Source organism: Leifsonella bigeumensis, from assembly GCF_039537265.1.
Classification (GTDB): Bacteria; Actinomycetota; Actinomycetes; order Actinomycetales; family Microbacteriaceae; genus Terrimesophilobacter; species Terrimesophilobacter bigeumensis.
This window is the reverse complement of record NZ_BAABAE010000004.1, coordinates 107,247-131,543: the sequence shown is the minus strand read 5'-3', so window position 1 is coordinate 131,543 and position 24,297 is coordinate 107,247. Positions and strand designations below refer to the sequence as shown.

Below are 24,297 nucleotides of genomic sequence, written 5' to 3'. Positions count from 1 at the left end.
AGTTTTGCCATCACAAAGGAGTGACCATGAAGAAAGCACTAATGGCCGGACTTGCCTTCGCGTCCGTCCTCGCACTCGCCGCCTGCGGAGCCCCCGCCGGGAACGGTGACGACGCGCCCAGCGCCGACCAGCCCACCAAGATCACCGTGGGCGTCATTCCCATCGTCGACACCGCCCCCATCTGGCTCGGCGTCGAAAAGGGCTTCTTCTCCGACGAAGGTCTCGACGTCACGGTCCAGCCGACCACCGGTGGTGCAGCGTCCGTCCCCGGCGTCGTTGCAGGCAGCTACGATTTCGCCTTCGGCAACTATGTCTCCGGCATGGTCGCCAACGACCAGGGGCTCGCGCTCAAGTACGTCGCCAACGGCAACTCGACGGCGGGCAACCCGGACTTCGGCGCCGTCATCGTGAACGCTGACTCGCCCATCCAGACTCCGGCCGACCTCTCCGGCAAGACCGTGTCGGTCAACAACCTCTCCAACATCGGCGACACGACCATCCGCACGGTCGTCGACGATGATGGCGGGGACTCCTCGACGATCAAGTTCGTCGAGGTGGCGTTCCCGGATGCCGAGGCTGCGGTCACCAACAACCAGGTCGATGCAGCGTGGATCCTCGCACCGTTCCTCGACTCGGCCGTTGCGAACGGGGCACGCGTCATCACGTACAACTTCTCCGACTTCGATCCCGGACTGGACATCGCAGGCTACTTTACGACGCTCGAGAACTACCAGAACAAGCCCGAACTCGTGAAGGCCTTCCAGACGGCGATGAACAAGTCGCTCGAGTACGCCGACAGCCACCCGGACGAGGTCAAGCAGATCGTCACGACCTACACGAAGATGACGCTCGACCAGCTCGACGCCATGGTTCTGCCGAAGTTCAACGTGGAGTTCAACCGCGACGCTCTCACCAAGCTGGGTGCTGCTGCGGCGGGCTACGGAACGCTCTCCAAGGCTCCGGACCTCGACGCCCTGCTGCCGTAGTGGCAGCCTCGCAGCACAGAGACAACACCGTTCTGAGATAAGAAGGTCGAACCCAGTGACGAGCTCGAGCAGCAGGATGCCCTCCCGGAAAGTGACCGGACCGGTCCTCGGGATCACCGGCATCCTGCTGTTCCTGCTCGCCTGGGAGCTGACCCCCCGGCTCGGGATCGTGCAGGAGAGGTTCCTGCCGCCGGCCAGCACGGTCCTGAAGACCCTCGTCGACTACCTCGGCCAACCGGCGTTCTGGGGCGACGTCGGCGAGACCATGCTCGCCTGGACGATCGGTCTCGGCGTCTCCGTCGTCTCGGCCGTGATCCTCGGGCTCCTCATCGGGTCCAGTTCGTTCCTCAGCAAGGCCACCTACACGACCATCGAGTTCCTCCGGCCGATCCCGTCCGTCGCCCTCATCCCACTGGCCGTGCTCCTCCTCGGTGTCAAGATCGAGTCCTCGCTGCTCCTCATCATCTACGCCTCCTTCTGGCAGGTGCTCCTTCAGGTGCTCTACGGCGTCGCGGATGTCGACCCGGTCGCCGACAACACCGCCCGCAGCTACGGCCTCGGCCTGTTCGCCCGGGCCAGGTACGTCGTCTGGCCCACGGTCCTCCCCTACCTCATGACCGGCATCCGCCTCGCCTCCGCGGTCGCTCTCATCCTGGCCATCACGGCAGAACTCGTCATCGGGAGCCCCGGCCTCGGCTATCAGATCGCCCTGACCCAGTCGGGCGGCGCCGTCCCCGAGATGTACGCCCTCATCGTCGCCACGGGCGTCATCGGCATCATCATCAACCTCGTCATGCGCTTCCTCGAGAGGAAGCTCCTCTCCTGGCACAGTTCGATCCGCAGCGAGGTCGTCGCATGAGCATCGTCAAGCGCGTGGCCTACTTCGTCGGGCTCCCCATCCTGCTCGTCCTCATCTGGTGGATCCTGACGCTCGGGCCGAAGAACTTCTTCGTCCCCACCCCCGGTGAACTCGGCCAGACCTTCTTCGAGGTGTGGGCGGGTCCACGATTCGTCACCGACTTCATCCCGAGCGTCATCCGGCTCATCATCGGCCTCATCGCGACGATCGTGCTCGGAATCGTGCTCGGCGTGCTCATCGGCTCCTTCCGCTGGCTTCGCAGCCTCACCGAGCCTCTCCTCGAGTTCTTCCGGGCCATTCCGCCACCGGTCCTCGTCCCCCTGTTCCTGCTGCTCATCGGGCCGACCGACCAGATGAGGATCGCCGTCATCGTCTCCGGGGCGATCTGGCCGGTGCTGCTCAATACCGTCGAAGGAGTGCGGGCGGTCGATGAGGTTCTCGTCAACACGAGCCGCACCTACCGCATCGACGGGTTCGCCCGCCTGAGGCACCTCGTGCTGCCAGCCGCGAGCCCGCAGATCATGGCCGGGGTCCGGCAGAGCCTGTCCATCGGCCTCATCCTCATGGTCATCTCCGAGATGTTCGGCGGATCGTCCGGGCTCGGGTTCACCATCGTGTTGTACCAGCGCAGCTTCGCGATCCCCGAGATGTGGAGCGGCATCATCGTGCTCGGGCTCATCGGGATCGCCCTGTCGATGATCTCGAAGGCCGCGGAAGGCATGGTGCTGCGCTGGTACCGAGGGCTCAAGGAGGTTCAACGTGACAGCTGACCAGGGAATGGGAACGACGACCATGGGCACCACCACTGCCAGACCGATGCTCTCGATCAAGAATCTCAAGAAGGTGTACCAGGTCACCGGCGGCGAGATCGAAGCCGTGCGCAACCTCACCTTCGACGTCGCGGATGGTGAGCTCATCTGTATCGTCGGACCTTCGGGCGCCGGCAAGACGACCCTTCTCAAGTGCATCGCCGGGCTTCTCAGCCCCACGTCGGGCTCCATCGAACTCGCTGGAACACCGGTCTCCGGGCCGCCGAAGGCGATGTCCGTCGTGTTCCAGGAGTACGGGCGGAGCCTGTTCCCCTGGATGACCGTGCAGGCGAACGTCGAGCTCCCCCTCAAGAATCAGGGCGTCCCGAAGGCCGAGCGCGAGAAACTCGTCGCGGATGCCCTGGCCGCCGTTGAGCTCTCCCACGTCCCGAAGAGCTACCCCTGGCAGCTCTCCGGCGGCATGCAGCAACGCGTCGCCATCGCCCGCGCTGTCGCCTACCGGCCCAAGGTGCTGCTCATGGACGAGCCCTTCGCCGCAGTCGACGCCCAGACGCGTGCCGACCTCGAGGACCTCATCCGGGACATCTGGCACAAGCTGGGCGTGACCATCCTGTTCATCACGCACGATATCGACGAATCGGTGTACCTGGGGCAGCGCGTCATCATGCTCTCCAACTCGCCGACCGTCGTGCAGGACGACCTGAGGATCGACCTGCCGGATGAGCGCGACCAGCTCGAGACGCGTTCGAGCAAGCGCTTCGCGGAACTGCGCACGCATGTCTACGAGCAGATCCAGCTCGCCAAGGCGAGCAAGCCCACCGGCGTCGTCGCCACCCAGAAGGCCGCAAAGCGATGAGCGCCCACGGAACCATGAAAGTCAGCGAAGCGGTCGGTCGGGCACTCGCCCAGTGGGGTGTCGACAGGGTGTTCGGGGTAGCCGGCAGCGGCAACTTCGAAGTCACGACGGCGCTCGTCGCCGGGGGTGCGAGCTACGTCGCGGCACGCCACGAGGGCGGTGCGACCACCATGGCGGATGGCTACTCGCGCCTCGCCAGGAAGGTCTCCGTGGTGAGCGTCCACCAGGGGCCTGGCCTCACCAACGCGATGACCGGGATCGGTGAAGCCGTCAAGGCGCGCACCCCGTTGATCGTCGTCGCCGGGGAGACCCCGCGCACCATGAAGACCTCCAACTTCTGGATCGACCAGGCCGCAGCGGCCGAGGCTCTCGGTGCCCTCGCGTTCCGGCTCGAGAGTCCGCAGACCGCACTCGCGGATGCCGCCCAGGCGTTCCTCGCAGCCCGCTCAGGTCGTCCGGTGCTCCTGGGGCTCCCCCTCGACGTGCAGGCCGCCGAGTTCGACTGGACCGGCTCCGCGCCCGCGCTGCCCGACGCGCCGTCGCCTTCGGTCGCCTCTGCGGATGCGGTCGCCGACCTCGCTTCGCGACTCGCCGCCGCCGAACGACCCCTGATCCTCGGCGGACGCGGGGCTTTGAGCGCCCACGACGAGCTCATCCGGCTGGCCGCGGCATCCGGTGCGCTTCTCGCGACGACCGCGATGGCTCGCGGGCTGTTCAACGACGACCCCTGGAACCTCGACGTCATGGGCGGCTTCGCCAACGCGGCCATGGCGGAGCTGATCCAGGCCGCCGACCTCATCGTCGCCTTCGGCGCCTCGCTCAACCGGTGGACGACCCGCAACGGCGAACTCGTCGAGAACACGACGGTCGTGCAGGTGGATACCGATGCCGCGGCGTTCTCCCGGCACCGCCGCGTCACATCGACCGTCCTGGGCGATGCCGGCCTGACCGCGGACGCCGTCGCCGCCGAACTCGCATCCGGAACCCTCGGATCCGCCGGCACGCCTCGCGAGGGCTTCCGCACCCAGCAGACGGCGAGAGCGCTCGCATCGGGGCGGCTGTGGCGCGACCAGCCGTTCGAGCCGCGGGTCTCGGAGTCCCGCATCGACCCGCGCACGCTCGCCGTGGCGCTCGATGAGCTCCTGCCCTCCGAGCGCATCGTCACCGCGGATGCCGGCAGCCACACCGAGTACACGGCCATGTACCTGCAGGTGCCGGATGACCGGGGCTTCTGCCTCCCTCTCGGGTTCCAGTGCATCGGTCTCGCCCTCGCGGCCTCCATCGGTGCCGCGGTCGCGCGACCTGATCGACTGCCGGTCACCGGGGTCGGAGACGGCGGGTTCATGATGAGCCTCGTCGAGCTCGACACGGCGGTGCGGCTCGGACTTCCGATGGTCATCGTCGTCTACAACGACAGCGCCTACGGAGCCGAGGTGCACCACTTCGGTCATACCGGGCTGCCGCTGGATGTCGTCGAGTTCCCCGAGACCGACATCGCCGCGATCGCCCGCGGCTTCGGGTGCGACGGGATCACCGTCCGATCGCTCGACGATCTCTCTGGGTTGCGGCAGTGGCTCGAAGGCGATCGCACCGCACCCATCGTGATCGACGCCAAGACCATCTCCTTCCCCTCCTGGGTCGATGCGCATGCGTTCGTCGGCGAGCCGAAGTAGCGCCATGATCTCCAAGATCGTCGAGAGCGCCGCCACAGCCGTCCGGGACATCCCGGATGGCGCGACCGTCATGATCGGCGGCTTCGGCACCGCCGGGCAGCCCGTCGAGCTCATCGACGCGCTCCTCGAGCATGGCGTCGGCGACCTCACAATCGTCAACAACAACGCGGGGAACGGGACGACCGGCCTCGCTGCGCTACTCGGTGCCGGCCGGGTGAGGAAGATCATCTGCTCGTTTCCGCGGCAGGTGGACTCGCAGATCTTCGACGGGCTCTACCGGGCGGGACAACTCGAACTCGAACTCGTTCCGCAGGGAACACTCGCCGAACGCATCCGGGCGGGAGGGGCCGGAATCGCCGCCTTCTTCACCCCGACGGCATTCGGCACGACCCTCGCAGACGGCAAGGAGACGCGCCGCATCAACGGCAGGGACTACGTGCTCGAGGAGGCCCTCACGGCCGACTTCGCTCTCATCAAGGCCCACGAGGGCGACCGGCTCGGCAACCTCGTCTACCGCAAGACGGCGCGCAACTTCGGACCCCTCATGGCGAGCGCCGCGCACACCGCGATCGCCCAGGTCAACCGCATCGTCGAGGTCGGAGCACTCGATCCCGAGGCCGTCGTGACCCCCGGCATCTTCGTCGAACGCCTCGTCGAGGTCGGCGGTCGCCTGCCACTGGCCACGGAGGGACAATGACCGTTCGCACACGCGGGCCGCTCACGCGGGACGACATGGCGCGCCGGGTGGCCGACGACATCCGGGAGGGCGCCTACGTCAACCTCGGTATCGGGCTCCCGACGAAGGTCTCCGACTATCTGCCGAGCGATCGGGAGATCATCCTGCATACCGAGAACGGCATGCTCGGGATGGGCCCGGCCGCCGTCGGCGACGAGATCGACCCCGACCTGCTCAATGCGGGCAAGATCCCGGTGACCGAACTGCCGGGCGCGAGCTACTTCCACCACGCCGACTCGTTCGGCATGATGCGCGGCGGGCACCTGGACATCTGCGTCCTCGGCGCATTCCAGGTCTCGACGAGCGGCGACCTCGCCAACTGGCACACCGGCGGTGAGGACGCCATTCCGGCCGTGGGCGGCGCCATGGACCTCGCGATCGGCGCCAAGCAGGTGTTCGTCATCATGGAGCTGTTCACCAAGGAGGGGGCCTGCAAGCTCGTCGATGAGTGCAGCTACCCGCTCACCGGAATCGGGTGCGTCGACACCGTCTACACCGACTATGCGGTGTTCGACATCACCCCCCGAGGAGTCGTCGCGCGGGAGATCTTCGGTGAACTGGGTCTCGACGAGCTCGCGGAGCTGACCGGGCTCGCCCTCAGCGCGGACTGACCAGAGATTCAGGAGGCCGCGAACCCCGCGCTCCCGATATGCTGGTGCCTCCAAGACCAAGGGGATGGAAATGGCCAAACGCACCAAGAAGGTCGTCCGGGTCGAGTCGACGCCGGATGCCGAGACGTCGAGCACCGAGAGCAATTGGAAGCCGACTGCGGAGTCGAAGTCGAAGGCCGGACGCTTCCGGATCATCGCCGCGGTGCTGTGGGTTCTGGCCATCGCGACCGAGGCCTTCGCGATCTTCTGGCTGCTGCGACAGGTCCCCTTCGAGACCTGGCACCTCATCCTGCTCATCGGCCTGCTGGTCGTCATCGCCGGCCTCGCCATCGGCGGCTCCCTGCTCTGGAAGAAGGCGAACCGCCTCGACCCGGCCTCGAAGAAGGACAAGTTCCGCTTCTTCGTACAGAACCAGCTCGGTGCGATCGTGACCGCCATCGCGTTCCTGCCCCTCATCGTCATGATCCTCCTCAACAAGGACATGGACGGGAAGCAGAAGGGCATCGCCGGTGGAATCGCCGTCGTGCTGCTGCTCGTCGCGGCCTACTTCGGGGTCGACTGGAACGCGCCCTCGCAGGAGGACTACGCCAACGACCGCGACGCCGTCGTCTTCCTCACTGGCCAGGACGAGGTCACCTGGACCCAGTCGGGCTCGGTCTTCCACCTCTGCCAGGACGCCTCGGATGTCAACCGCGAGTCGAAGGACGGCCAGATCTTCGTGGGCACCACCCAGGAGGCGGTCGCCGCGGGCAAGTCCCGCCTGACCAAGAAGCTGGCGCAGGAGGTCCGCGAGTGCGGCATCGACCCGCAGAAGCTCGAAGACTGGGAGAACCAGGACGTCACCGGCGGCTCCGAATAGCCACGGGGCGCCATCCGCCAAACGCCCGCCAGTGGCTTAGGCTCGACGGGTGGCGATCGAGACCGAGACTCGCACCGGCCCCCCGGAGCGTTCTCACACCCGGGTCAGTCCCGCGCGCGCGGCGTGGATCGGAGTCGGCGTCGTCGGCCTGGCGAGCCTCTTCCTCATACGGGCGATCACCTCGAAGACCGGCCCCTGGTCGCTCCCGAACCAGCTCCAGGACCTCCTGACCCTCAGCATCAGCGTCATCGTCGAGTCGCTGCCGTTCGTCATCCTCGGCGTGCTGCTCTCGATCCTCGTGCAGGTCTGGCTCCCCGACTCGTGGGTCATGCGCGCCCTCCCCCGCAATCCGGTTCTGCGCCGCGCGGCCATCTCGTTCCTCGGCATGTTCCTCCCGGTCTGCGAGTGCGGCAACGTCCCGCTCGCGCGCGGCCTGCTCGTCAAGGGCTTCACGGTCTCCGAGTCGATGACCTTCCTGCTCGCCGCCCCCATCCTCAACCCCATCACCATCATCACGACGCACCAGGCCTTCGGGTTCGACGACGGCATCCTCGTGGCGCGCCTCGTGGGCGGTTTCGCCATCGCGAACATCCTCGGATGGCTGTTCAGCAGGCATCCCGACCAGGACAGCCTGCTCACCTCGCGCTTCGCCGCAGAGTGCCGGATGCCGGACCGGCACGAGCACGGAACCAGCCGGCTGGGCTCGAGCATCGACCTGTTCACGCGCGAGGCCGCCGTCATCATGCCAGCGCTCTTCATCGGCTCACTCCTCGCCGGTCTCGTGCAGGTCGCCGTCCCGCGTTCGGTGCTCATCGGCCTCGGCAGCAACCCGCTCTGGTCGGTGCTGGTGATGATGCTGCTCGCCTTCGTGATCTCGGTGTGCTCCAACGTCGACGCGTTCTTCATCCTGCCGTTCGCGAGCACCTTCCTCCCCGGTTCGATCGCCGCCTTCCTCGTCTTCGGCCCCATCATCGACATCAAGATGCTGAGCCTCATGCGTACGACATTCACGACGAAGACACTCGTCCAGCTCACGGTCGTCGTCGCGCTCCTGAGCGCCCTCGTCGGGCTGGTGGTCAACTATGTCGCCTAGACACCGCACCCGCAGGGACTGGCGCCGCTGGAACGGGATCGCCCTCACCGCGGCCACGATCGTGGCGACGGTATGGCTCGCCACGACGAACCAGCTGCTGCTCTACATCCACCCCCGCTACATCGTCTTCACGGTCATCATGGCCGCCTTCGGGCTCGTCTTCCTCGTCGCGAGCTTCGTGCCCCGCTCACGGCACGGCCACGACCACGACCACGAGACCCAGGACGAAGCGTCGGCGTCGAGCGGCCTGCGCCGCTGGATCACGGCATCCGCCACCATCGTGACCGCTGCGATCGCCCTCGCGCTCGTGATCGTCCCGCCGGCCACCCTCACGAGCGCGACCGCCGACCAGCGCGAGATCAACAGCACGAACGTTCTCGACACGCCCCAGTCGGCGGATGCGGTAGCCCCCGCCGGTGCCTCGGAGCGGTTCACCGTGCGGGACTGGGCCTCCCTCCTGCGTCAAACCTCCGACCCGGTCTTCTACAGCGGCAAACCGGCGGATGTCGTCGGGTTCGTCACCCCCGACCCGGACGATCCGGAGAACGTCTTCTATGTCTCGCGCTTCATCATCACCTGCTGCGCGGTCGACGCCCAGCCGATCGGGGTCCCGGTGTACCTGCCGGACTGGACCTCCAGCTTCCACAAGGACGACTGGGTACAGGTGACCGGAGGGTTCGAGACCAATCCCAGCGCGGCCAGCGCCCAGCCCATAGCCCTCGTGCCCACGAGCACGAAGACCGTGCAGCAACCCGATGAGCCCTACCTTTACTGACGGCGGGCGGCTCCCGGATGTCCGCCGGTTCCGGAGAACCCTGACCATTCTCGTCACCACCCTCCTCGTACTCTGCGGAACCTTCTTCACCCTGGACTGGTTCCAGGGCCCGCGACTGTCGGATGCCCAGGTCGACACCGCGGCGGTCGCGGCCCTGCCGGGGCAGCAACTGAGGCTGTTCGCGAACGAGCCGCTCGCCGACATCCGGGCCGACCAGGTCACGGTGGCACCTGAGGTGCCCTTCGACGTGTCGACCTCCGGGGCGGTGATCGCAATCCGATTCACCACGAGGCTCGACTACTCCACCGAGTACCGCGTGACGATCACGGAGGCCGCCGGCGTGCAGCACACGGCGACCTCGACGCTCGAACACCGCTTCACGACCGCCGCAGCCTCCGTGTACTACCTCGACCGGGCGGACCCGGCGGTGGGCGGGAAGGACACGATCCTTCGGACCGGCATCGGTTTCGGTCCGGAAGCGGTCGAGAAGAAGGTCGTCTACTCGGCGGATCGCATCCAGGACTTCACGGTCGTCGGCCGCGCGCTCGTCGTCGTCACAATGGCGGCCGACCGCACCGGAACGGTCACGCTCGTGAGCCTCGACGACGGTGCGACGGAACAGCTCCGGTTGCCGCCGGCGGTGCAGGTCGAACGGCTGAGGGCCTCCCCCACAACCGGATTCGTCGGATTCATTCTCACCGGTCAGGACGGCGATCCCACCAACGCGCTCATGCTCGTCGACCTGGGCGGCACGCATGAGGTGACTCCGGTCGCCGCACTCGACGGGTCGAACCTCGGGGTGCTCGACTGGATGTTCCTTCCCGGTACCTCGCAGTTCACTGCACAGACCTTCGACCAGACGGTCCTGCTCTTCGACGCCGCCGCCCCCGGGGTGCCCACGCCGATCGGCACCTGGACCGAGCTCGATGATGTCTCGCCCGACGGTTCCGCGCTCCTGGTCAAGGATGCGTTCGGCAGCATCGTGGTCTCCCTCGCCGATGGAACCGAGACGCGGATCACCCCCTCCCCCGTCGACGGCGAGATCCCGTACTCCTCCACTCCCGCGCTCCTGCCGGACGGACACACGAGAGTGCAGTCGGTCGTCTTCCTCTCCGCAGACCTGACGAGCTCGCGAAGCTTCCTCGTCGTTGACGACGGCACCACGGGGCGCATCGTGTATACTCCGCCGGATGCCGGAGCGATCGACAGCTTCACGGTCTCCCCGAACGGCCAGTACGCGGCCATAGCGGTCAGTCCGGATGCCGGCAAGAGCACGTCGGACGGCTACTACCCGTTCGCCAAACCGACAAACATCATGACGATCGTGGTCGACCTCGCAACAGGCGAACAGGTGCGCAGCTATGACGGCTTCGGCACCAGTTGGCCGTGACATGACAAAGGCCCGGAACCTTGCGGTTCCGGGCCTTTGTCGCCCATCAAGGCGAACCTGACAGGCACTGCGTTGCGGGGACAGGATTTGAACCTGTGACCTCCGGGTTATGAGCCCGGCGAGCTACCGAACTGCTCCACCCCGCGGCACGAAGGTCAACTCTAGCACAGTGGATCCCACCCGTCCCTCCGGGCGAGACCGCATCCTCTCCCATCGAGACCGCATCCTCTCCGGCCGAGCCTGTCGAGACCCGAGGTTGCGGTCTCGACAGGCTCGACCCGAGAAGTTCGGGACCGAAAGCGCGTCAGGGGGTGACCCCGGAGGCGGCAAGCGCCCGCTCAAGGGCATCCTGCAGCTTCTCATCGGCCTCGGCCGCCGCGACGAGGTCGTTGGCCGCGTAGGCGGCCTCCCGCTCCTTGAGGGCTGCAGCGGCATCCCTGAGCGCCGCATCGAGCGCGGCGTTGTCCGTCGGTGTCGTCGGCTCCTCAGTGCCCGGCTCCTCGCCCTCATCCGGCGGCGTCTCGTTGTCGCCGGCCTGGGCTCCGGAGTCGCCCCCGAAGATCGAGTCGAGTGCGGCGTCCAGTGTCGACTCGAAGGCGATCTTGTCACCGAAGGCTACGAGCACCTTCTTGAGCAGCGGATAGCTCGTCTCACCGGTCGACTGGATGTAGACCGGCTGCACGTAGAGCAGCCCGCCACCGACCGGTAGCGTCAGAAGGTTGCCCTTCTTGACATCCGTCGAGCCCTGGCTGAGCAGGTTGAGCTCCGTCGACACCGTCGGGTCGGAGTTGAAGTTGTTCTGCACCTGACCGGGCCCGGGCACCGTCTCCGCCTTGGGCAGCGTGAGCAGGGTGAACTTGCCGTAGTCGGGCGAGATCGTCCCCGGCGTCGAGCCGGCGTCCGCGTTGACCGCGAGATATCCGGTGAGGATGCTGCGCGCATTGTCCCCGGACTCCTGCGGGATGTAGGTCGAGTAGAGCGTGAACGCCGAGGTCTCCGCCCCCGGAACCTTCATCGTCAGGTAGTACGGCGGCTGCAGCTTGGCACTGGCCGAGGGCTGCGTCGGGTCCGGCGGCGTGATCCACGCATCGTCGCTCTGGAACCACGAACCCGGGTCGGTCACGTGGTACGTGCCGAGGATCGCCCGCTGAACCTTGAACAGGTCCGAGGGGTAGCGCACATGGCTCATGAGCTCGGGGCTCATCTCGCTCATCGGCTGGATCGTGGTCGGGAAGATCTTCTGCCAGGTCTTGAGGATCGGGTCGCTGTCGTCCCAGGCGTAGAGCGTGACCTCACCGGTGTAGGCGTCGACCGTGGCCTTCACCGAGTTGCGGATGTAGTTGATGTCGTCGACCGCGAAGAGCGGGGTCGGCGTGTAGGTGTCGGCGATCGCGTTCGAGAGCTGCTCGACCTTCGAGTACGGGTACTGGTCGCTCGTCGTGTAGCCGTCGACGATCCAGACGATCTTGCCGTCGACCACCGCCGGATAGGGGTCGGTGTCGAGGGTCAGGTACGGCGCCACCTTCTGCACGCGCGTGAGCGGGTCGCGGTCGTAGAGGATCTGCGACTTCTCGTTGACATCGCTCGAGAGCAGGATCTGCTCCGACTGGAACTTGATGGCGAAGACGAGCTTCTTGAAGATGCCGTCGAGCGTCGGCCCGCCGTTGCCGTCGTAGGTGAACTGGGCGTTCTGGCTGTTCTCCTCGGTTCCCGACGGGTAGTCGAGCTCGGCCGGGGTCGCCCCCTCCGGGGCGCCGACGATCGAGTAGTCCGGCGAGGCCTCGCCGAAGTACACCCGCGGCTGGAACTCGCCCAGGTCGCCGGTGCTCGGGATGCCGTGCTCGATGAACTCCGGAAGCCCGTCGACCGTGCGCTGGTTGCCGTACGCGGCGACGACCCCATAGCCGTGGGTGTAGACGATGTGATCGTTGACCCAGTTGCTCGAGCTGCCGATTCCGGCCTGATTGAGCTCGCGCACCGCGATCACGGTGTCCTGCGACTTGCCGTCGATCGTGTAGCGGTCGACGTCGAGGTGCGGTGCGAACTGGTAGTACTGCTTGATCTGCTCGAGCTGGGCGAAGGCATCCGTCACCAGGGCAGGGTCCAGGATACGGATGTTCGCCGTCGTCTCGGCGTCGTTGCGCAGGGTCCCCGGCGCGGTGTCGGTGTGCGCCTTGTAGGGCGACTCGACGACATCCGAAACCCCGTACGCGGCCCGCGTCGCCTCGATGTTCCGCTCGATGAACTGCGACTCCGCCGTGCGCGCGCTCGGCTCGACCTGGAAGCGCTGCACGATCCAGGGGTAAACGCCACCGATGAGGATGGCGCTCACGATGAGCAGCGCCGTCCCGACGATCGGCAGGCGCCAGCGCCCGATGATCGCCGTCACGATGAAGAGGATGGCGACGAGAGCGGCGATGCCGGCGAGGATCGCGCGCCCGGGGATGACCGCGTTGACATCGGTGTAACCCGCACCGGTGATGAGGTCTGTCGAGGTGCTCGTGGCCATCGTCCCGTACTGGTCGAGCCAGATGCTCACGGCCTGGATGAGGAGGTAGACGGCGGCCATCGTGGCGAACTGGATGCGCGCCGAGCGCGAGATCCGCACCTCACGCCCGTTGAACCGCAGGGCGCCGTAGAGGTAGCTCGTGGCAACCGCAGCGAGGAGGGCGATGAGCACGATCGCCGATGCGAAGGCGACGACCGCACGATAGAAGGGCAGCTCGAAGAGGTAGAAGGAGACATCCAACCCGAACTGCGGGTCGGCGACTCCGGCCGGCGTGCGGTTGAGCCACTCGAGTGCGAGCTTCCAGTTGGCGCTCGTCGCGACACCGGCGAAGAGGCCGAGCACGACCGGGATGCCATACATCGCCAGGCGGCGCAGCGGCTCGATGACCTGCTGGTAGCGGTCGAGCTGCGAACTGAGCTTCGCGTACACCGGCCGCCAGCGGAACGCGACCTCGATGCTCACCCACACCGGAATCGCCATCGCGAAGAACCCGATGCCGAACATCGCCGCGGCCGCAGTCCACTGCGTCGTGAGGACGTTCAGGAACCCGAGCTGCTCGTACCACAGCCAGTCGGCGTAGAGGCCGGCGAAGACGAAGAATGCGATGACGAGCGCGCCGATGACGGCGATCGCGATGACGAGGGGGACGCGGGAGCGTTGGGCCGGGTGGCGCTCAGCGGGTGTTGAGGTCAAGGAACCACTCCTGGCTTGTCGAGACGGGGATCAGTCCATCGTAACCGTTGGTCACATCCGCCGTTCTCCCGAGAGCTCCCGGGGCCGGCGCTCAGCCGGTGGCGCAGGACGGAAGCGACCCGGTTTCGCGCCCGGACTCGATCGCCGTGAGCGCCGCGAGCGAGTCCTCGAGCGTCGACACCGCGACCACGTGAAGACCGTCGGGCACATGCCCCACGACCTCGTCGCAGTTCGCCTTCGGGGCGAGGAACCAGGTCGCACCCGCCCTCAATGCCCCGTACAGCTTCTGCCGGATGCCGCCGATCGGCCCGACCTTCCCCGCCGCGTCGATCGTTCCCGTGCCCGCGACGCGCTCCCCACCGTTGAGCTCGCCGGGGGTCAGCTTGTCGATGATGCCGAGAGCGAACATCTGTCCACCGCTCGGCCCGCCCACGTTCTGCAACTGGATCTTCACCTCGAACGGGTAGTCGTAGTCGATCGCCGGGTAGACGCCGACGATGGGCGCCGGCGGGTTCTCGTCGCTCAGTTCAGGCACGATCGAGACCGTCATCGGCTCACCGTTCCTGGTGATCTCGATCTCGATCGGCTTCCCCACCCCGTTCTCGGCGATCACCGAGCGCATGTCCTCGACGCCGACCACCGACCGACCGCCGACCGACAGGATGACGTCCCCCGGCTCGAGAATGCCGTCGGACGGGGAGTTCTCGGTGAGGGAGCCGACGGTCACGGTAACGGGAAGGTCGTAGCCGAGCTCGGTGAGCGCGGCGGCGATCGCATCCTTCTGCGAGTTCGCCATCATGACCCTGCCGTCCTCATTGGACTGCTCGACCGAATAGCCGGGCGGATACACCGAGTCGAGCGGCAGGACGGCTTTCGAAGGATCGAACCAGGCGGTGACCACCTCGAACCAGGTCGGCGTGTTCCCCCGATCGCCGACGGTGCTCACCGTGAGCAGGTCGAGGGCGCCGTCGGTCGGGTAGGTGGTCTCCCCCGGGATCTCGATGAGGGGGACCTTCTTCCCGTCGATCGTGACCTCGCCGAGGGTATTGAAGACCGGGCCAGGCACGTCGATGACGTAGGGGGATGGGACGAGCGCGAAGAGGCACACCCCGAGGATCGCCACGGTGAAGAGCCAGCCGCCGATCCGCCTGGACCTGCCCCGACCCGAGGGTGCTTCCGAGTCGTCGATGCCGAAGAGGGCCACGCCAGTCCTTTCGCGAGAACCTGTTCGCCACAGGCGCACTGTGGAAGATTCAAGCCTAGGTGAAAACCCAGCCGCGCCAGCGGTGCAGCGGCTAGCGTAGTTCTCATGCCTGACAACTCGGATCATGGCCCCGGCGAAGGCGACCAGGGGAACCCGGAGGAGGAGTTCCGCGACCTCCTTCGGGAGTTCCTCTCCGGCAACTCCGACCTCGACCCGGGCCGCCTGGCGAGTGCCGCAGGCCTCCCCAACGATCCCGCGCTCGTCGCCCAGCTGATGAGCAAGCTGCAGGATGCCCTCCAGAACAGCGGGGACGGCATCAACTGGGACCTGGCCCTCGAGCAGGCGAAAGCCGTTGCAGGGCGCGAACGCCAGCCGTCCCTTCCCGCCGAGCGCTCCGCCCTCGAACAGGCCTTCCACGTCGCAGCCCTCTGGCTCGACGAGGCCACCTACGTCGCAGAACTCACCGCGACCCCGCGCCTCATCAGCCGCACGGAGTGGGTCACGACGACGATGCCGATCTGGACGCAGCTCGCCGAACCCGTCGCGACGAGTATCGCGGATGCCCTGACCCGAGTGCTGCACGAGCAGTCGCCCGAGGAGATGAGCGACATGATCGCCGGTGCAAGCAGACTCATGCGCAACGTCGGCGGGACCCTCTTCGCGATGCAGCTCGGCCAGGTGGTCGGCCAGCTCTCGACCGAGGTCGTCTCGGGAGGCGATGTGGGCATCCCGCTCTTCGGTGCGGAGGAGGACGCTGCGGCGCAGGCCGCGATCATCCCGCAGAACGTGGCGGCGTTCGGCGCGGGGCTGGACATCGACGAGGAGCAGGTGCGCCTCTACCTCGCGGTGCGCGAGCTCGCCCACGCCAGGCTGTTCCGCCACGCGCGGTGGCTTCGGCTGCAGCTGCTCAGTGCGATCGGCGACATCGCCCGGGGCATCACGATCAACACCGAACGTCTCGAGGAGCTCGCCGAGAACTTCGACCCGTCCAACCCCGAATCGCTGCAGCACGCGGTCTCGGCCGGTGAACTGCTCGCCCCGAAGAACGAGTCGCAGCTCTCCGCGCTCACCCGGCTGGAGACGACGCTCGCCCTCATCGAGGGCTGGGTCGACGTCGTGACGGCGGAGGCGACGAACCGCCTGCCCAAGTCGGGGGCCATCGCCGAGACGGTGCGGCGACGCCGCGCATCCGGCGGACCGGCCGAGTCGGCGTTCTCGACGCTCGTCGGCCTCGAACTGCGACCGCGCCGGCTTCGCGAGGCTGCCGCGATGTGGCAGCAGCTCACGGATGCCGTGGGCGCCGAGCGCAGGGACGCCCTGTGGTCGCACCCCGACCTCGTACCCTCGAGCGAGGACATCGACGACCCGGCAGCGCTCGTCGCGAGGATCACCGACCCGGAGCCCGAGCTCGACGATGTCGACCGCGCGATCGAGGACCTCCTGAACGACGAAGGCGGCGAGGACCGGCCCGTCGAGTAAAACCGACGCCCGGGACGGGCATCGGCGCTGGCACGGCTAGGCCTGCCGCGAAGGCCAGAAATGGCCTTCGCTCAAAGCTCCAGCGCACCTGTGGACAGATTCCGACCCACTTCTCGCGAGCACGGCATCATGGCGGGGTGACCCTCCGACTCGACCCCCGCTATCCGCTCGTCTGGCGCAGCCCCACCAGCCTCCAACTCGGCGTGGACGAGCCGCGCGCCCGGTTCGACCACGTCACGGTCGCCGAGGAACGTCTGCTCGCCGCCCTCACCGTCGGGTCGACCGCGACCGGCATCCAGGTGATCGGCACGAACTCCGGGCTCACGAAGGCGCAGATCGCCGGATTCCAGACCGCCATCTTGCCCGCGCTCGAGAGCGCGCAGGGTTCGCCCGCGAAAGGCTCCCCCGCGCCCTCGCACACCGTCGTGGTCTCCGGTACCGGACCGACGGCCGACCGGCTCGCCTGGCGCCTCACCGAGGCCGGACTCGACCCGCGGGCAACGGGCGCGAGCCCCGGGGACGCGGTCGCCGCCCCGGCGCTGCGCTCCGCCGCGATTGCAACGGTCGTCGGCCATTACGTGCTCGACCCGGAGTTCTACGGCCTCTGGCTGCGCCGCGACATCCCGCATCTGCCGATCGTGTTCGGAGACACGGGGGTCCGAATCGGCCCGCTCGTCGAGCCCGGCTCCGGTCCCTGCCTGTACTGCCTCGACCGATACCGGACGGATGCCGACCCGGCCTGGCCGGCGATCGCCTCGCAACTCTGGGGGCTGCGCAGCACCGCCGAGACCTCGTTCCTGGCGAGCGAGACGGCGACCGTGGCTGCGCGGCTCCTCGCGAACCGGGTCGCCGGTCTGCCCGCGCCCGCCGCGACGAGCTTCACGATCGACGCCGCGACGGGCGAGCAGTCGAGGCAGGGCCACGTGGCGCATCCGGACTGCGGGTGCGCCGGTCTCACGGAGTTCGAGTCCGGAGGGCCCGCGGTCAGCGAGCGAGCTCCGCGAGGAACCTCGAGGGCCGATTCTCGCCGCTCCGCTGCCCGTTCGAGGCGGACCACGAGAGGTGCAGACGTTTCCGTGCCCGCGTGAGCCCGACGTAGAGGAGACGGCGCTCCTCGTCGATCGCCTCAGGGGTCGACGCATACCCGATCGGCACGAGCCCCTCCTGCAGGCCGACGAGGAAGACGGTGTCCCACTCGAGACCCTTCGCCGAGTGCAGGGTCGCGAGGGTCACCGCAGCCATGGTCGGCTCGTGCTGGCCGGCCGAGCGTTCGAGCAGTTCGGCGACGAACCCGGCAAGCCCGGTACCGGGAGGCTGGTCCTCGGCGAGCAGCATGAGCGTGTTGAGCGACTCCCACCTGCTCCGGACGGCGCCACGCGACTCCGGCGGTTCCTGCGTCCAGCCGAGCGAGCGCAGCACGTCGCTCACCGTCCTGAACAGCTGCTCGTCGGTCTTCACGATCGTCGCGCCCTTGAGCATCATGATCGCCTGCTTGATCTCGGGCAGGTCGAAGAAGCGAGTCCCCCCGCGCACCTGGTAGCTCACCCCCGCGTCGTCGAGCGCGGCGCCGAGCGCGACCGACTGCACGTTGATGCGGTAGAGCACGGCGATGTCCTGCGGCTTCGCGCCACCCGCGATGAGTTCGCCGATGCGCGAGGCGACCCCTCTGGCCTCTTCGGTGTCGGAGCGGCAGGCGTCGATCGTCGGCGCTGCGGAGGGCGGGGGCGACACCGTCCGGGAGGGCGCGGCCGACGGGATCGTCGCCACCTCCGCCGGCGGTGCGGCGACAGAGGCCGCGGCCGCCGTGAGCGTGAGCGCCCCTGCTCGCCCGCGCATGAGCCGGTTCGCCGCGTCCACGATCGCGGGAGTCGACCGGTAGTTGCGTTCCAGCCGGACGACCATCGCATCCGGATACCGCCGCGGAAAGCCCAGCAGGAACTCCGGGCTCGCCCCCGCGAAGGAGTAGATCGTCTGGCTCGCGTCCCCGACCACGCAGAGGTCTTCGCGATCGCCGAGCCACAGCTCCAGCAACCGCTGCTGCAGCGGGGAGACATCCTGGTACTCGTCGACCACGAAGAAGCGGTACTGCTCGCGCACCTGCTGGGCCACCCTCGGCTCCGAGTCGATCATGCCGGCGCAGGCCAGCAGTACGTCCTCGAAGTCGAGCTGCCGACGGTCGTCCTTGAGGTTCTCGTAGCCCTGCTGGAGGGCGACGACCTGCTCGGTGCTGAGCGAACCGGGCGGGGTACGGCCGGCCGTCGCATACTCCTCGATGCCGAGGCCGGAGACCTTCCGCCACTCGACCTCGGCGGCGAGGTCGCGCAGTGCGGCGGTGTCGACCCGCATCCGGAGCGACTCAGCGACCTGCCCGAGGAGGCGCGCCTTGCCCTCGAGGATGCGCGGCATCGTCCCCCCGACGACCTGCGGCCAGAAGAACGCGAGCTGGGAGAGCGCCGCGGCGTGGAAGGTGCGGCTCGCGACCCCGCCCGCGCCGAGCCCGCGGAGCCTCGTGCGCAACTCGCCCGCGGCTCGGGTCGTGAAGGTGAGAGCCATGACCTTGCCCTCGCTGTAGACGCCGTTGGCGACGCCGTAGGCGATGCGATGGGTGATCGCCCTCGTCTTGCCCGTGCCAGCGCCGGCGAGCAGGCACACCGGCCCGAGCAGGGACTCCACGGCGACCCGCTGTTCCGGGTCGAGCCCCTCGAGCAGGCTCTCGGCGCTCACGGGCGCGCGAGCCACTCGTCGATGATGGCTCGGGCGATCGAGGTCGGGCCTGGAAGGATGAGCGACTCGTTCTCGCGCAACTCCTCCCGCGTGAACCAGCGCAGGTCGAGGATCTCGGTACCATCCGGCGTGAGCTCACCCGCCCCTCTCGGGTCGGCGAACGCACGGAAGCCCAGCATGATGGAGGCCGGGAACGGCCAGGGCTGCGAACCGAGGTAGACCGGATCCACGACCCGGATGCCGGACTCCTCGAAGACCTCGCGCACGACCGCGGCCTCGAGCGACTCCCCCGGTTCGACGAAGCCGGCCAGCAGGGAGTAGCGGTTCGACTGCCACAGGGCGTTCGAGCCGAGCAGCAGCCGGTCCTGCTCGTCGAGGACCGCGACGATGATCGCGGGATCTGTGCGGGGGAAGACCTCGGTCGTGTCGCCGGCGGCCCTCAACACCCAGCCGCCCTGCTCCGCCACGAGCGGCTCGCCGGTGCGCGGGGAGAACCGGTGGCTCGCATGCCAGTTGGCGAGCGCGATCGCCTCGACGAGGAGGCCCGCGTCGCGGTCGCTCAGAGCGGCGCCCAGCTCACGGAGGCCCGCCCACTCGGTCTCCGGGGCGAGCGCGATGGCATCCGTCTCGGTCAGGACCGCGGCGAGGATGGCGGTGCCCGGCGGCTCGGCGGTCGTCGTCGAGAGCGAACGTCCGAGATAGAGCCAGGTCTCGGCATCCGGGATCGCCGACGGCTCGAGAAGGCGCAATGCGGGGTTCTCGCCCCCGATGGGGAGCGGGTCGGCCACGAGCGACCGTCCCTGCCATACGGGGAGGATGCGGGTGGCCGGGTCGCCGCGCAACTCCCCGATGAGCTGTGGCCGCGCCCGGGAGAGATAATCGCGATCCACCTCGCTGCGCGAGAGGGGCATCGGAGCCGGATGCACCGAGCGGGCGAGGTTCCGCCCCGAGCGCGCATCCACGACTGTCATCCCTTCATCATTGCAGTACGACAACCTGATAGTCGCGTGGCGTTCGGCCGGGGTCGGGGATGCACGACCTACCCTGTCAGGTATGGCCAGATCCCACCTCACGCTCGCCGCACTGGCGACCGCCGCCGTCCAGGGACTCGACGCCGCAGGCGCCCAGCCGATCGGCTCGGGTTCGCACGGCGACTTCGAGGCCGCACTCGTCACGGGAACCGACGGCCGGCACTGGATCATCCGCATCCCCACCTCTGAGCGGGCCGAGGCGGAGCAGTCGGCCGACCTCGTCGCACTCCGTGCGCTCAGCACCGGCATTCGCGGTCGTCTGCCCTTCGCCGTCTCCACCTTCGCCGGACAGACCCCGGTGAGCGGAACGCGCGCCGTCGTCTACGAGTTCGTCCACGGTCGCAAGGCCGCACTCGACGACATCGAGCCCGGCGGAGAGCTCGCCGACTCGGTCGGCCGTGCCGTCGCCGCGATCCACTCCCTGCCGACGAGCTTCATCGCGGATGCCGGACTCCCGGTGCTCAGCCCCGCCGAGATCCTGCGCGCCAACATCACGATCATGGACCGCGCCTCGGCGACCGGTCTCGTCCCGGGCGCCCTGCTCGGACGCTGGGAGGGTGCGGCCGAGGATTCCGCCCTCTGGCAGTTCGCCCCGACGGTCATCAACGGGGCGCTGAGCGCGGACTCCCTGCTCGTGGACAGCGGGTCCCACGGCGGCGAGGTCGTCGGCATGCTCGGCTGGCACGGACTGCGCGTCGACGACCCGGCCCGCGACCTGTTCTGGATTCTCGGTTCGAACCGCGCCGGAGCCGCCGAGACCGTCATCGACTCCTACCAGCAGGCTCGCGGTTCGACCGATCGCCAAATCGAACGTCGCGCGCGCCTCTACTCGGAGCTCGAACTCGCCAAATGGCTGCTGCACGGAGCGCAGGAACGCTCCACCGAGATCGTGGACGACGCGGTCGCCATGCTGCACGGACTGGCCGACAGCGTTCGCGACGACCTCAGCACCACGCTCAGCCACCACACCATGCCGGTCATGGCCGTCGACGAGGTCGAGGCCATGCTCGACCGCCGCCGCGCCTGACGCGGACGTACGGTCGTCCCTGATCCCGGCGGCTCTGCGCGCGGGGGCGGTCGGACCGGTTATAGTCTGGGCATCCGCCGAAGGAGGCACCATTGTCCTTCACCGATCCGAACGAGCCCGTTCCCCCGGGGCCCAGGACGGACGAGTTCGTCCTGCGTCCGATCGTGGCCGATGACGCGGAACTGGATTATGCCGCAGTGATGGAGACGCGCGAGTACCTGCGGTTATGGGAACAGTCGACCTGGCCCGAGGACGATTTCACCGTGGAGGCGAACCGGAAGGACCTTGTCGACCTCGAGCAACGCCATGCTGCGCATCGCGCGTTCACGTACACCGTGCTCGACCCGGACGGCACCGAATGCCTGGGCTGCGTCTACATCTTTCCCACGAACGCCACCTTCCTCGGAAAAAGCACGGTGACTCCCGTCGGTGACGATGAGTGGGCGAAAGTGGACGCCGTCATCTACTTCTGGGTTCGTCTGTCCCGGATCGAGAAGGGCATGGACGAGCGCCTTCTCGCCGCGCTCCGTGAGTGGTTCGCCGAGGAATGGAAGCTCGAGAGAACCGTCTATGTGACGAATGAGCAGTTCGCACAGCAGGTGGACCTCATCGACCGCACCGACCTGAGTCTGAAATTCGAGCTGCTCGAGCCCGGCAAGCCGGGAAAGTATCTCGTCTTCGGCTGAGCCGGCGGGGCGGCCGGCAGACACGCCCTACCCGAGCTGGCCGCGCACCTCGACCGTGAGCGGGATGATGCGGCGGCGCATCCGGAGACGCAGCGTGAGCCGACCCGACCGCGCCAGAAGGAGGGCGATGACGATCGCGGCGAGAGTCGGGACCAGACCGGAGAACACCATGGCGGCGCGCACGCCCCAGAGTTCGGCGAGCCAACCCATGAGCGGTCCGCCGATCGCCTGGCCGCCGAGCACCACCATCGCGTAGATCGCCATCACCCGTCCGCGGATGATGCGGTTCGACGACATCTGCACGATCGACTCCGCCGCCGTCGCGAACAGCAGGCGCGTGAACCCGATGCCGGCGAGACAGAGCAGGAACACGGAGACGACGGGCGCGATCCCGGAGGCGGCGATCGTGAGCCCGAAGCATCCGGCGGCCAACATGATCGAGCGCAGCCGGTAGCCCATCCGGCGGGTGGAGGCGATCGATCCCGCGAGCGCGCCGAGTGCCGCTGCCGAGCTGTAGAGGCCGTACCCTGCGGCACCGGAGCCGAAGACATGGTCGGCGAAGGCCACGAGCATGACCGGCAGGTTCATCCCGAACGTCGCGACGAAGGCCAGCATGACGGTCGGCCAGAAGATCGTGGGCTTGGAGAGGGCGTAGCGCAGGCCCTCCCGGATCTGGCCCTTCGACCGCTTGGCGACGAGCGAGGGCAGCAGTTCTGAGCTGCGCATGCTGAGCAGGGTCACCACGACGACGCACGCTGCGAGCGCGTTCGCCGCGATCGACCAGCCGGCACCGACGATGGCGATGAGGATGCCGCTCACCGCAGGCCCCACGAGCCCGCCGAGGTGGAAGATCGAGGCGTTGATGCTGATGGCGTTGCCCAGACGGTCGTGACCCACCATCTCGTTGACGAACACGGAGCGCGCCGGGGAGTCCACGACGGCGGTGCAGCCCATGATGAGGGCGGTCGCGAAGACCTCCCACACCGTGACGACGCCGGCGATCGTGAGCACGGCGAGGGTCGCGCAGGCGGCCGCGTTGACCGCCTGGGTCGTGACGAGGAGCCGTCGCTTCGGGTAGCGGTCGGCGATGACGCCGCCGAGCGGGCCGAGGAAGAGCATCGGGCCGAACTGAAGCGCCACGGTGATGCCGACGAGCGTCACACTGCCGGTGAGTTCGAAGACGAGCCAGTCGATCGCGATGCGCATCGCCCAGCCGGAGGTGTTGGAGATGGCCTGCGAGATCACATACAACCGGTAGTTGTGGATGCGCAGGGAACTGAAGGTGTCCCGCCAGCGCGGACGTTGCAGGAGCACCGGGATGGGCGCGGTCGCCGCCTCATCCACTGATTGCTCCGGTGTCACGAAGTCAACGGTATGTCGGGCCTATTCATTCAACCGTATTATCGAGACTATAAGTCCTATTACATTCTGCAATGGGAGATCCGATGTTCGACCCCGTCCTGCTCAAGACCTTCGTGACGGTCGCCGAGACCCTGAACTTCACGCAGGCCGCCCAGGTGCTCGGGCTCAGCCAGCCGACCGTAAGCCAGCACATCCGAAAACTCGAGCTCGCGGCCGGGCGCAACCTCATCACGCGTGACACGAGGGACGTACGGCTGACCGACAACGGCGACGCGCTGCTCGGCTTCGCCAGGACCATCCTCGCCGCACACGACGAGGCTTCCAGCTATTTCACCGGCTCCGCGATGCGCGGGCGGCTGCGCTTCGGGTCGGCCGACGACCTCGCTCTCACCCAGCTGCCGCAGATCCTTCGGGATTTCCGGCAGCTCTACCCGCAGATCAACCTCGAGCTCACCGTGAGCCAGAGCGGCGCACTCATGCGCCGGCTGCAGGCCGGTCAGCTCGACCTCGTCTTCGTCAAGCAGGAGTCCGGCGAACCGCTCGGCCGGCTCGTGCGCCGCGACCGGATGGTGTGGGTCGGCCACAAGAGCGTCACGATCGACCCCGGCTCCCCACTGCCGCTCATCGTCTACCAGGCACCGAGCCTCAGCCGCACCTTCGCCATCCGGGCACTCGAGTCGGTCGGGAGGACCTGGCGCATCACCTGCAACGTCAAGGAGGTCAACGGGGTGCTCGCCGCCGTGCGGGCCGGGATCGGCGTCGCCGTCTTCCCCCAGTCGCTCATCCCCACCGACCTCGTTCAGCTGCCCTCCTCGATGGGGCTGCCGGAGGTCGGCGACGTCGACTTCGCCCTCGTCGAGAACCCTGCCGCCGCACGAGAGCCGGTCGAGGCGCTCGCCTCGGCCATCATGGGCCGGCCGGTGCAACTGCGGGCAGTGCCCTGAGCCTGCCGGCTCCGCCGGTTCGGACCAGGA

At 67.9% G+C, this 24,297-nt stretch carries 21 protein-coding genes and 1 tRNA gene; 16 read left to right on the top strand and 6 right to left on the bottom strand.

Translation table 11 applies throughout. From position 1 onward, the window contains the following. Nucleotides 1-26 precede the first annotated feature (26 nt). The 11 genes from ABD678_RS13010 (at nucleotide 27) to ABD678_RS12960 (ending at nucleotide 10,608) form a co-directional block, all read left to right on the top strand. Complete coding sequence (locus ABD678_RS13010) at nucleotides 27-986, top strand: ABC transporter substrate-binding protein (RefSeq protein ID WP_344757459.1); 960 nt, start codon at nucleotides 27-29, stop codon at nucleotides 984-986. 76 nt (nucleotides 987-1,062) lie between these two features. Next, nucleotides 1,063-1,845: an ABC transporter permease gene (locus ABD678_RS13005; protein ID WP_425561991.1), complete on the top strand. Its 783-nt coding sequence runs from the start codon at nucleotides 1,063-1,065 to the stop codon at nucleotides 1,843-1,845. Further along, nucleotides 1,842-2,615, top strand: a complete 774-nt coding sequence (locus ABD678_RS13000; protein ID WP_344757455.1) for an ABC transporter permease — start codon at nucleotides 1,842-1,844, stop codon at nucleotides 2,613-2,615. The genes ABD678_RS13005 and ABD678_RS13000 overlap by 4 nt, the downstream gene beginning before the upstream one ends. 46 nt (nucleotides 2,616-2,661) lie before the next feature. Beyond that, on the top strand, nucleotides 2,662-3,471 hold the full coding sequence (locus ABD678_RS12995; protein WP_344757591.1) for an ABC transporter ATP-binding protein: 810 nt from the start codon (nucleotides 2,662-2,664) through the stop codon (nucleotides 3,469-3,471). Nucleotides 3,472-3,485: 14 nt separating this feature from the next. Next, nucleotides 3,486-5,144, top strand: coding sequence for a thiamine pyrophosphate-binding protein (locus ABD678_RS12990; RefSeq protein WP_344757453.1), 1,659 nt, complete (start codon nucleotides 3,486-3,488; stop codon nucleotides 5,142-5,144). Between the two features lie 4 nt (nucleotides 5,145-5,148). After that, nucleotides 5,149-5,841 carry a 3-oxoacid CoA-transferase subunit A gene (locus ABD678_RS12985; protein WP_344757451.1) on the top strand — a complete coding sequence of 231 codons (693 nt, stop codon included), beginning with the start codon at nucleotides 5,149-5,151 and terminating at the stop codon, nucleotides 5,839-5,841. Next, nucleotides 5,838-6,491, top strand: a complete 654-nt coding sequence (locus tag ABD678_RS12980) for a 3-oxoacid CoA-transferase subunit B (protein ID WP_344757449.1) — start codon at nucleotides 5,838-5,840, stop codon at nucleotides 6,489-6,491. The genes ABD678_RS12985 and ABD678_RS12980 overlap by 4 nt, the downstream gene beginning before the upstream one ends. A gap of 70 nt (nucleotides 6,492-6,561) precedes the next feature. Then, entirely contained in the window at nucleotides 6,562-7,350 is a 789-nt protein-coding gene (locus tag ABD678_RS12975; RefSeq protein WP_344757448.1) for a hypothetical protein, read from the top strand. 55 nt (nucleotides 7,351-7,405) lie between these two features. Further along, nucleotides 7,406-8,443: a permease gene (locus ABD678_RS12970; protein WP_425561994.1), complete on the top strand. Its 1,038-nt coding sequence runs from the start codon at nucleotides 7,406-7,408 to the stop codon at nucleotides 8,441-8,443. Continuing rightward, a complete protein-coding gene (locus ABD678_RS12965) occupies nucleotides 8,433-9,218 on the top strand; it encodes a TIGR03943 family putative permease subunit (RefSeq protein ID WP_344757444.1) in 786 nt (261 codons plus the stop codon). Before ABD678_RS12970 ends, ABD678_RS12965 begins: the two co-directional genes overlap by 11 nt. Continuing rightward, nucleotides 9,199-10,608 carry a WD40 repeat domain-containing protein gene (locus ABD678_RS12960; protein WP_344757442.1) on the top strand — a complete coding sequence of 470 codons (1,410 nt, stop codon included), beginning with the start codon at nucleotides 9,199-9,201 and terminating at the stop codon, nucleotides 10,606-10,608. The genes ABD678_RS12965 and ABD678_RS12960 overlap by 20 nt, the downstream gene beginning before the upstream one ends. A gap of 72 nt (nucleotides 10,609-10,680) precedes the next feature. On the opposite strand, the gene ABD678_RS12955 is transcribed toward ABD678_RS12960, so the two are convergent. The 3 genes from ABD678_RS12955 to ABD678_RS12945 all read right to left on the bottom strand — a co-directional run bounded on the left by ABD678_RS12955 (nucleotide 10,681) and on the right by ABD678_RS12945 (nucleotide 15,014). Beyond that, nucleotides 10,681-10,754 (bottom strand) — tRNA-Met (locus ABD678_RS12955). Between the two features lie 158 nt (nucleotides 10,755-10,912). Next, nucleotides 10,913-13,810, bottom strand: a complete 2,898-nt coding sequence (locus ABD678_RS12950) for a UPF0182 family membrane protein (protein ID WP_344757440.1) — start codon at nucleotides 13,808-13,810, stop codon at nucleotides 10,913-10,915. A gap of 91 nt (nucleotides 13,811-13,901) precedes the next feature. After that, nucleotides 13,902-15,014, bottom strand: coding sequence for a YlbL family protein (locus ABD678_RS12945; RefSeq protein WP_344757438.1), 1,113 nt, complete (start codon nucleotides 15,012-15,014; stop codon nucleotides 13,902-13,904). Between the two features lie 105 nt (nucleotides 15,015-15,119). Here ABD678_RS12945 and ABD678_RS12940 point away from each other — a divergent pair, with 105 nt between their 5' ends. Continuing rightward, nucleotides 15,120-16,493 (top strand): zinc-dependent metalloprotease, encoded by a 1,374-nt coding sequence (locus ABD678_RS12940; protein ID WP_344757436.1) that lies wholly within the window; start codon nucleotides 15,120-15,122, stop codon nucleotides 16,491-16,493. A 137-nt stretch (nucleotides 16,494-16,630) separates the two neighbouring features. Further along, complete coding sequence (locus ABD678_RS12935; RefSeq protein WP_344757434.1) at nucleotides 16,631-17,581, top strand: TOMM precursor leader peptide-binding protein; 951 nt, start codon at nucleotides 16,631-16,633, stop codon at nucleotides 17,579-17,581. Here ABD678_RS12935 and ABD678_RS12930 read toward each other — a convergent pair. Beyond that, a complete protein-coding gene (locus ABD678_RS12930; RefSeq protein WP_344757432.1) occupies nucleotides 17,478-19,232 on the bottom strand; it encodes an ATP-dependent helicase in 1,755 nt (584 codons plus the stop codon). The genes ABD678_RS12935 and ABD678_RS12930 overlap by 104 nt on opposite strands. Beyond that, nucleotides 19,214-20,188 (bottom strand): NAD(+) diphosphatase, encoded by a 975-nt coding sequence (gene nudC, locus ABD678_RS12925; RefSeq protein WP_344757430.1) that lies wholly within the window; start codon nucleotides 20,186-20,188, stop codon nucleotides 19,214-19,216. Before nudC ends, ABD678_RS12930 begins: the two co-directional genes overlap by 19 nt. An 82-nt stretch (nucleotides 20,189-20,270) precedes the next feature. Here nudC and ABD678_RS12920 point away from each other — a divergent pair, with 82 nt between their 5' ends. Both ABD678_RS12920 and ABD678_RS12915 read left to right on the top strand, forming a co-directional pair. Further along, complete coding sequence (locus ABD678_RS12920; protein ID WP_344757428.1) at nucleotides 20,271-21,275, top strand: phosphotransferase; 1,005 nt, start codon at nucleotides 20,271-20,273, stop codon at nucleotides 21,273-21,275. A 92-nt stretch (nucleotides 21,276-21,367) separates the two neighbouring features. Then, nucleotides 21,368-21,961, top strand: a complete 594-nt coding sequence (locus ABD678_RS12915) for a GNAT family N-acetyltransferase (protein ID WP_344757426.1) — start codon at nucleotides 21,368-21,370, stop codon at nucleotides 21,959-21,961. Nucleotides 21,962-21,988: 27 nt separating this feature from the next. On the opposite strand, the gene ABD678_RS12910 is transcribed toward ABD678_RS12915, so the two are convergent. Beyond that, nucleotides 21,989-23,323: an MFS transporter gene (locus ABD678_RS12910; RefSeq protein WP_344757424.1), complete on the bottom strand. Its 1,335-nt coding sequence runs from the start codon at nucleotides 23,321-23,323 to the stop codon at nucleotides 21,989-21,991. 83 nt (nucleotides 23,324-23,406) lie between these two features. Between ABD678_RS12910 and ABD678_RS12905 the strand changes: the two genes are divergently transcribed. Further along, nucleotides 23,407-24,267, top strand: a complete 861-nt coding sequence (locus ABD678_RS12905) for a LysR substrate-binding domain-containing protein (protein ID WP_344757422.1) — start codon at nucleotides 23,407-23,409, stop codon at nucleotides 24,265-24,267. Nucleotides 24,268-24,297 lie beyond the last annotated feature (30 nt).

Bases quoted from the DNA above. Each gene is read 5' to 3' on its own strand.
- ABD678_RS13010 (WP_344757459.1), top strand. From the start codon at position 27: ATGAAGAAAGCACTAATGGCCGGACTTGCCTTCGCGTCCGTCCTCGCA.
- ABD678_RS13005 (WP_425561991.1), top strand. From the start codon at position 1,063: ATGCCCTCCCGGAAAGTGACCGGACCGGTCCTCGGGATCACCGGCATC.
- ABD678_RS13000 (WP_344757455.1), top strand. From the start codon at position 1,842: ATGAGCATCGTCAAGCGCGTGGCCTACTTCGTCGGGCTCCCCATCCTG.
- ABD678_RS12995 (WP_344757591.1), top strand. From the start codon at position 2,662: ATGCTCTCGATCAAGAATCTCAAGAAGGTGTACCAGGTCACCGGCGGC.
- ABD678_RS12990 (WP_344757453.1), top strand. From the start codon at position 3,486: ATGAAAGTCAGCGAAGCGGTCGGTCGGGCACTCGCCCAGTGGGGTGTC.
- ABD678_RS12985 (WP_344757451.1), top strand. From the start codon at position 5,149: ATGATCTCCAAGATCGTCGAGAGCGCCGCCACAGCCGTCCGGGACATC.
- ABD678_RS12980 (WP_344757449.1), top strand. From the start codon at position 5,838: ATGACCGTTCGCACACGCGGGCCGCTCACGCGGGACGACATGGCGCGC.
- ABD678_RS12975 (WP_344757448.1), top strand. From the start codon at position 6,562: ATGGCCAAACGCACCAAGAAGGTCGTCCGGGTCGAGTCGACGCCGGAT.
- ABD678_RS12965 (WP_344757444.1), top strand. From the start codon at position 8,433: ATGTCGCCTAGACACCGCACCCGCAGGGACTGGCGCCGCTGGAACGGG.
- ABD678_RS12960 (WP_344757442.1), top strand. From the start codon at position 9,199: ATGAGCCCTACCTTTACTGACGGCGGGCGGCTCCCGGATGTCCGCCGG.
- ABD678_RS12940 (WP_344757436.1), top strand. From the start codon at position 15,120: ATGCCTGACAACTCGGATCATGGCCCCGGCGAAGGCGACCAGGGGAAC.
- nudC (WP_344757430.1), bottom strand. From the start codon at position 20,188: ATGACAGTCGTGGATGCGCGCTCGGGGCGGAACCTCGCCCGCTCGGTG.
- ABD678_RS12920 (WP_344757428.1), top strand. From the start codon at position 20,271: ATGGCCAGATCCCACCTCACGCTCGCCGCACTGGCGACCGCCGCCGTC.
- ABD678_RS12905 (WP_344757422.1), top strand. From the start codon at position 23,407: ATGTTCGACCCCGTCCTGCTCAAGACCTTCGTGACGGTCGCCGAGACC.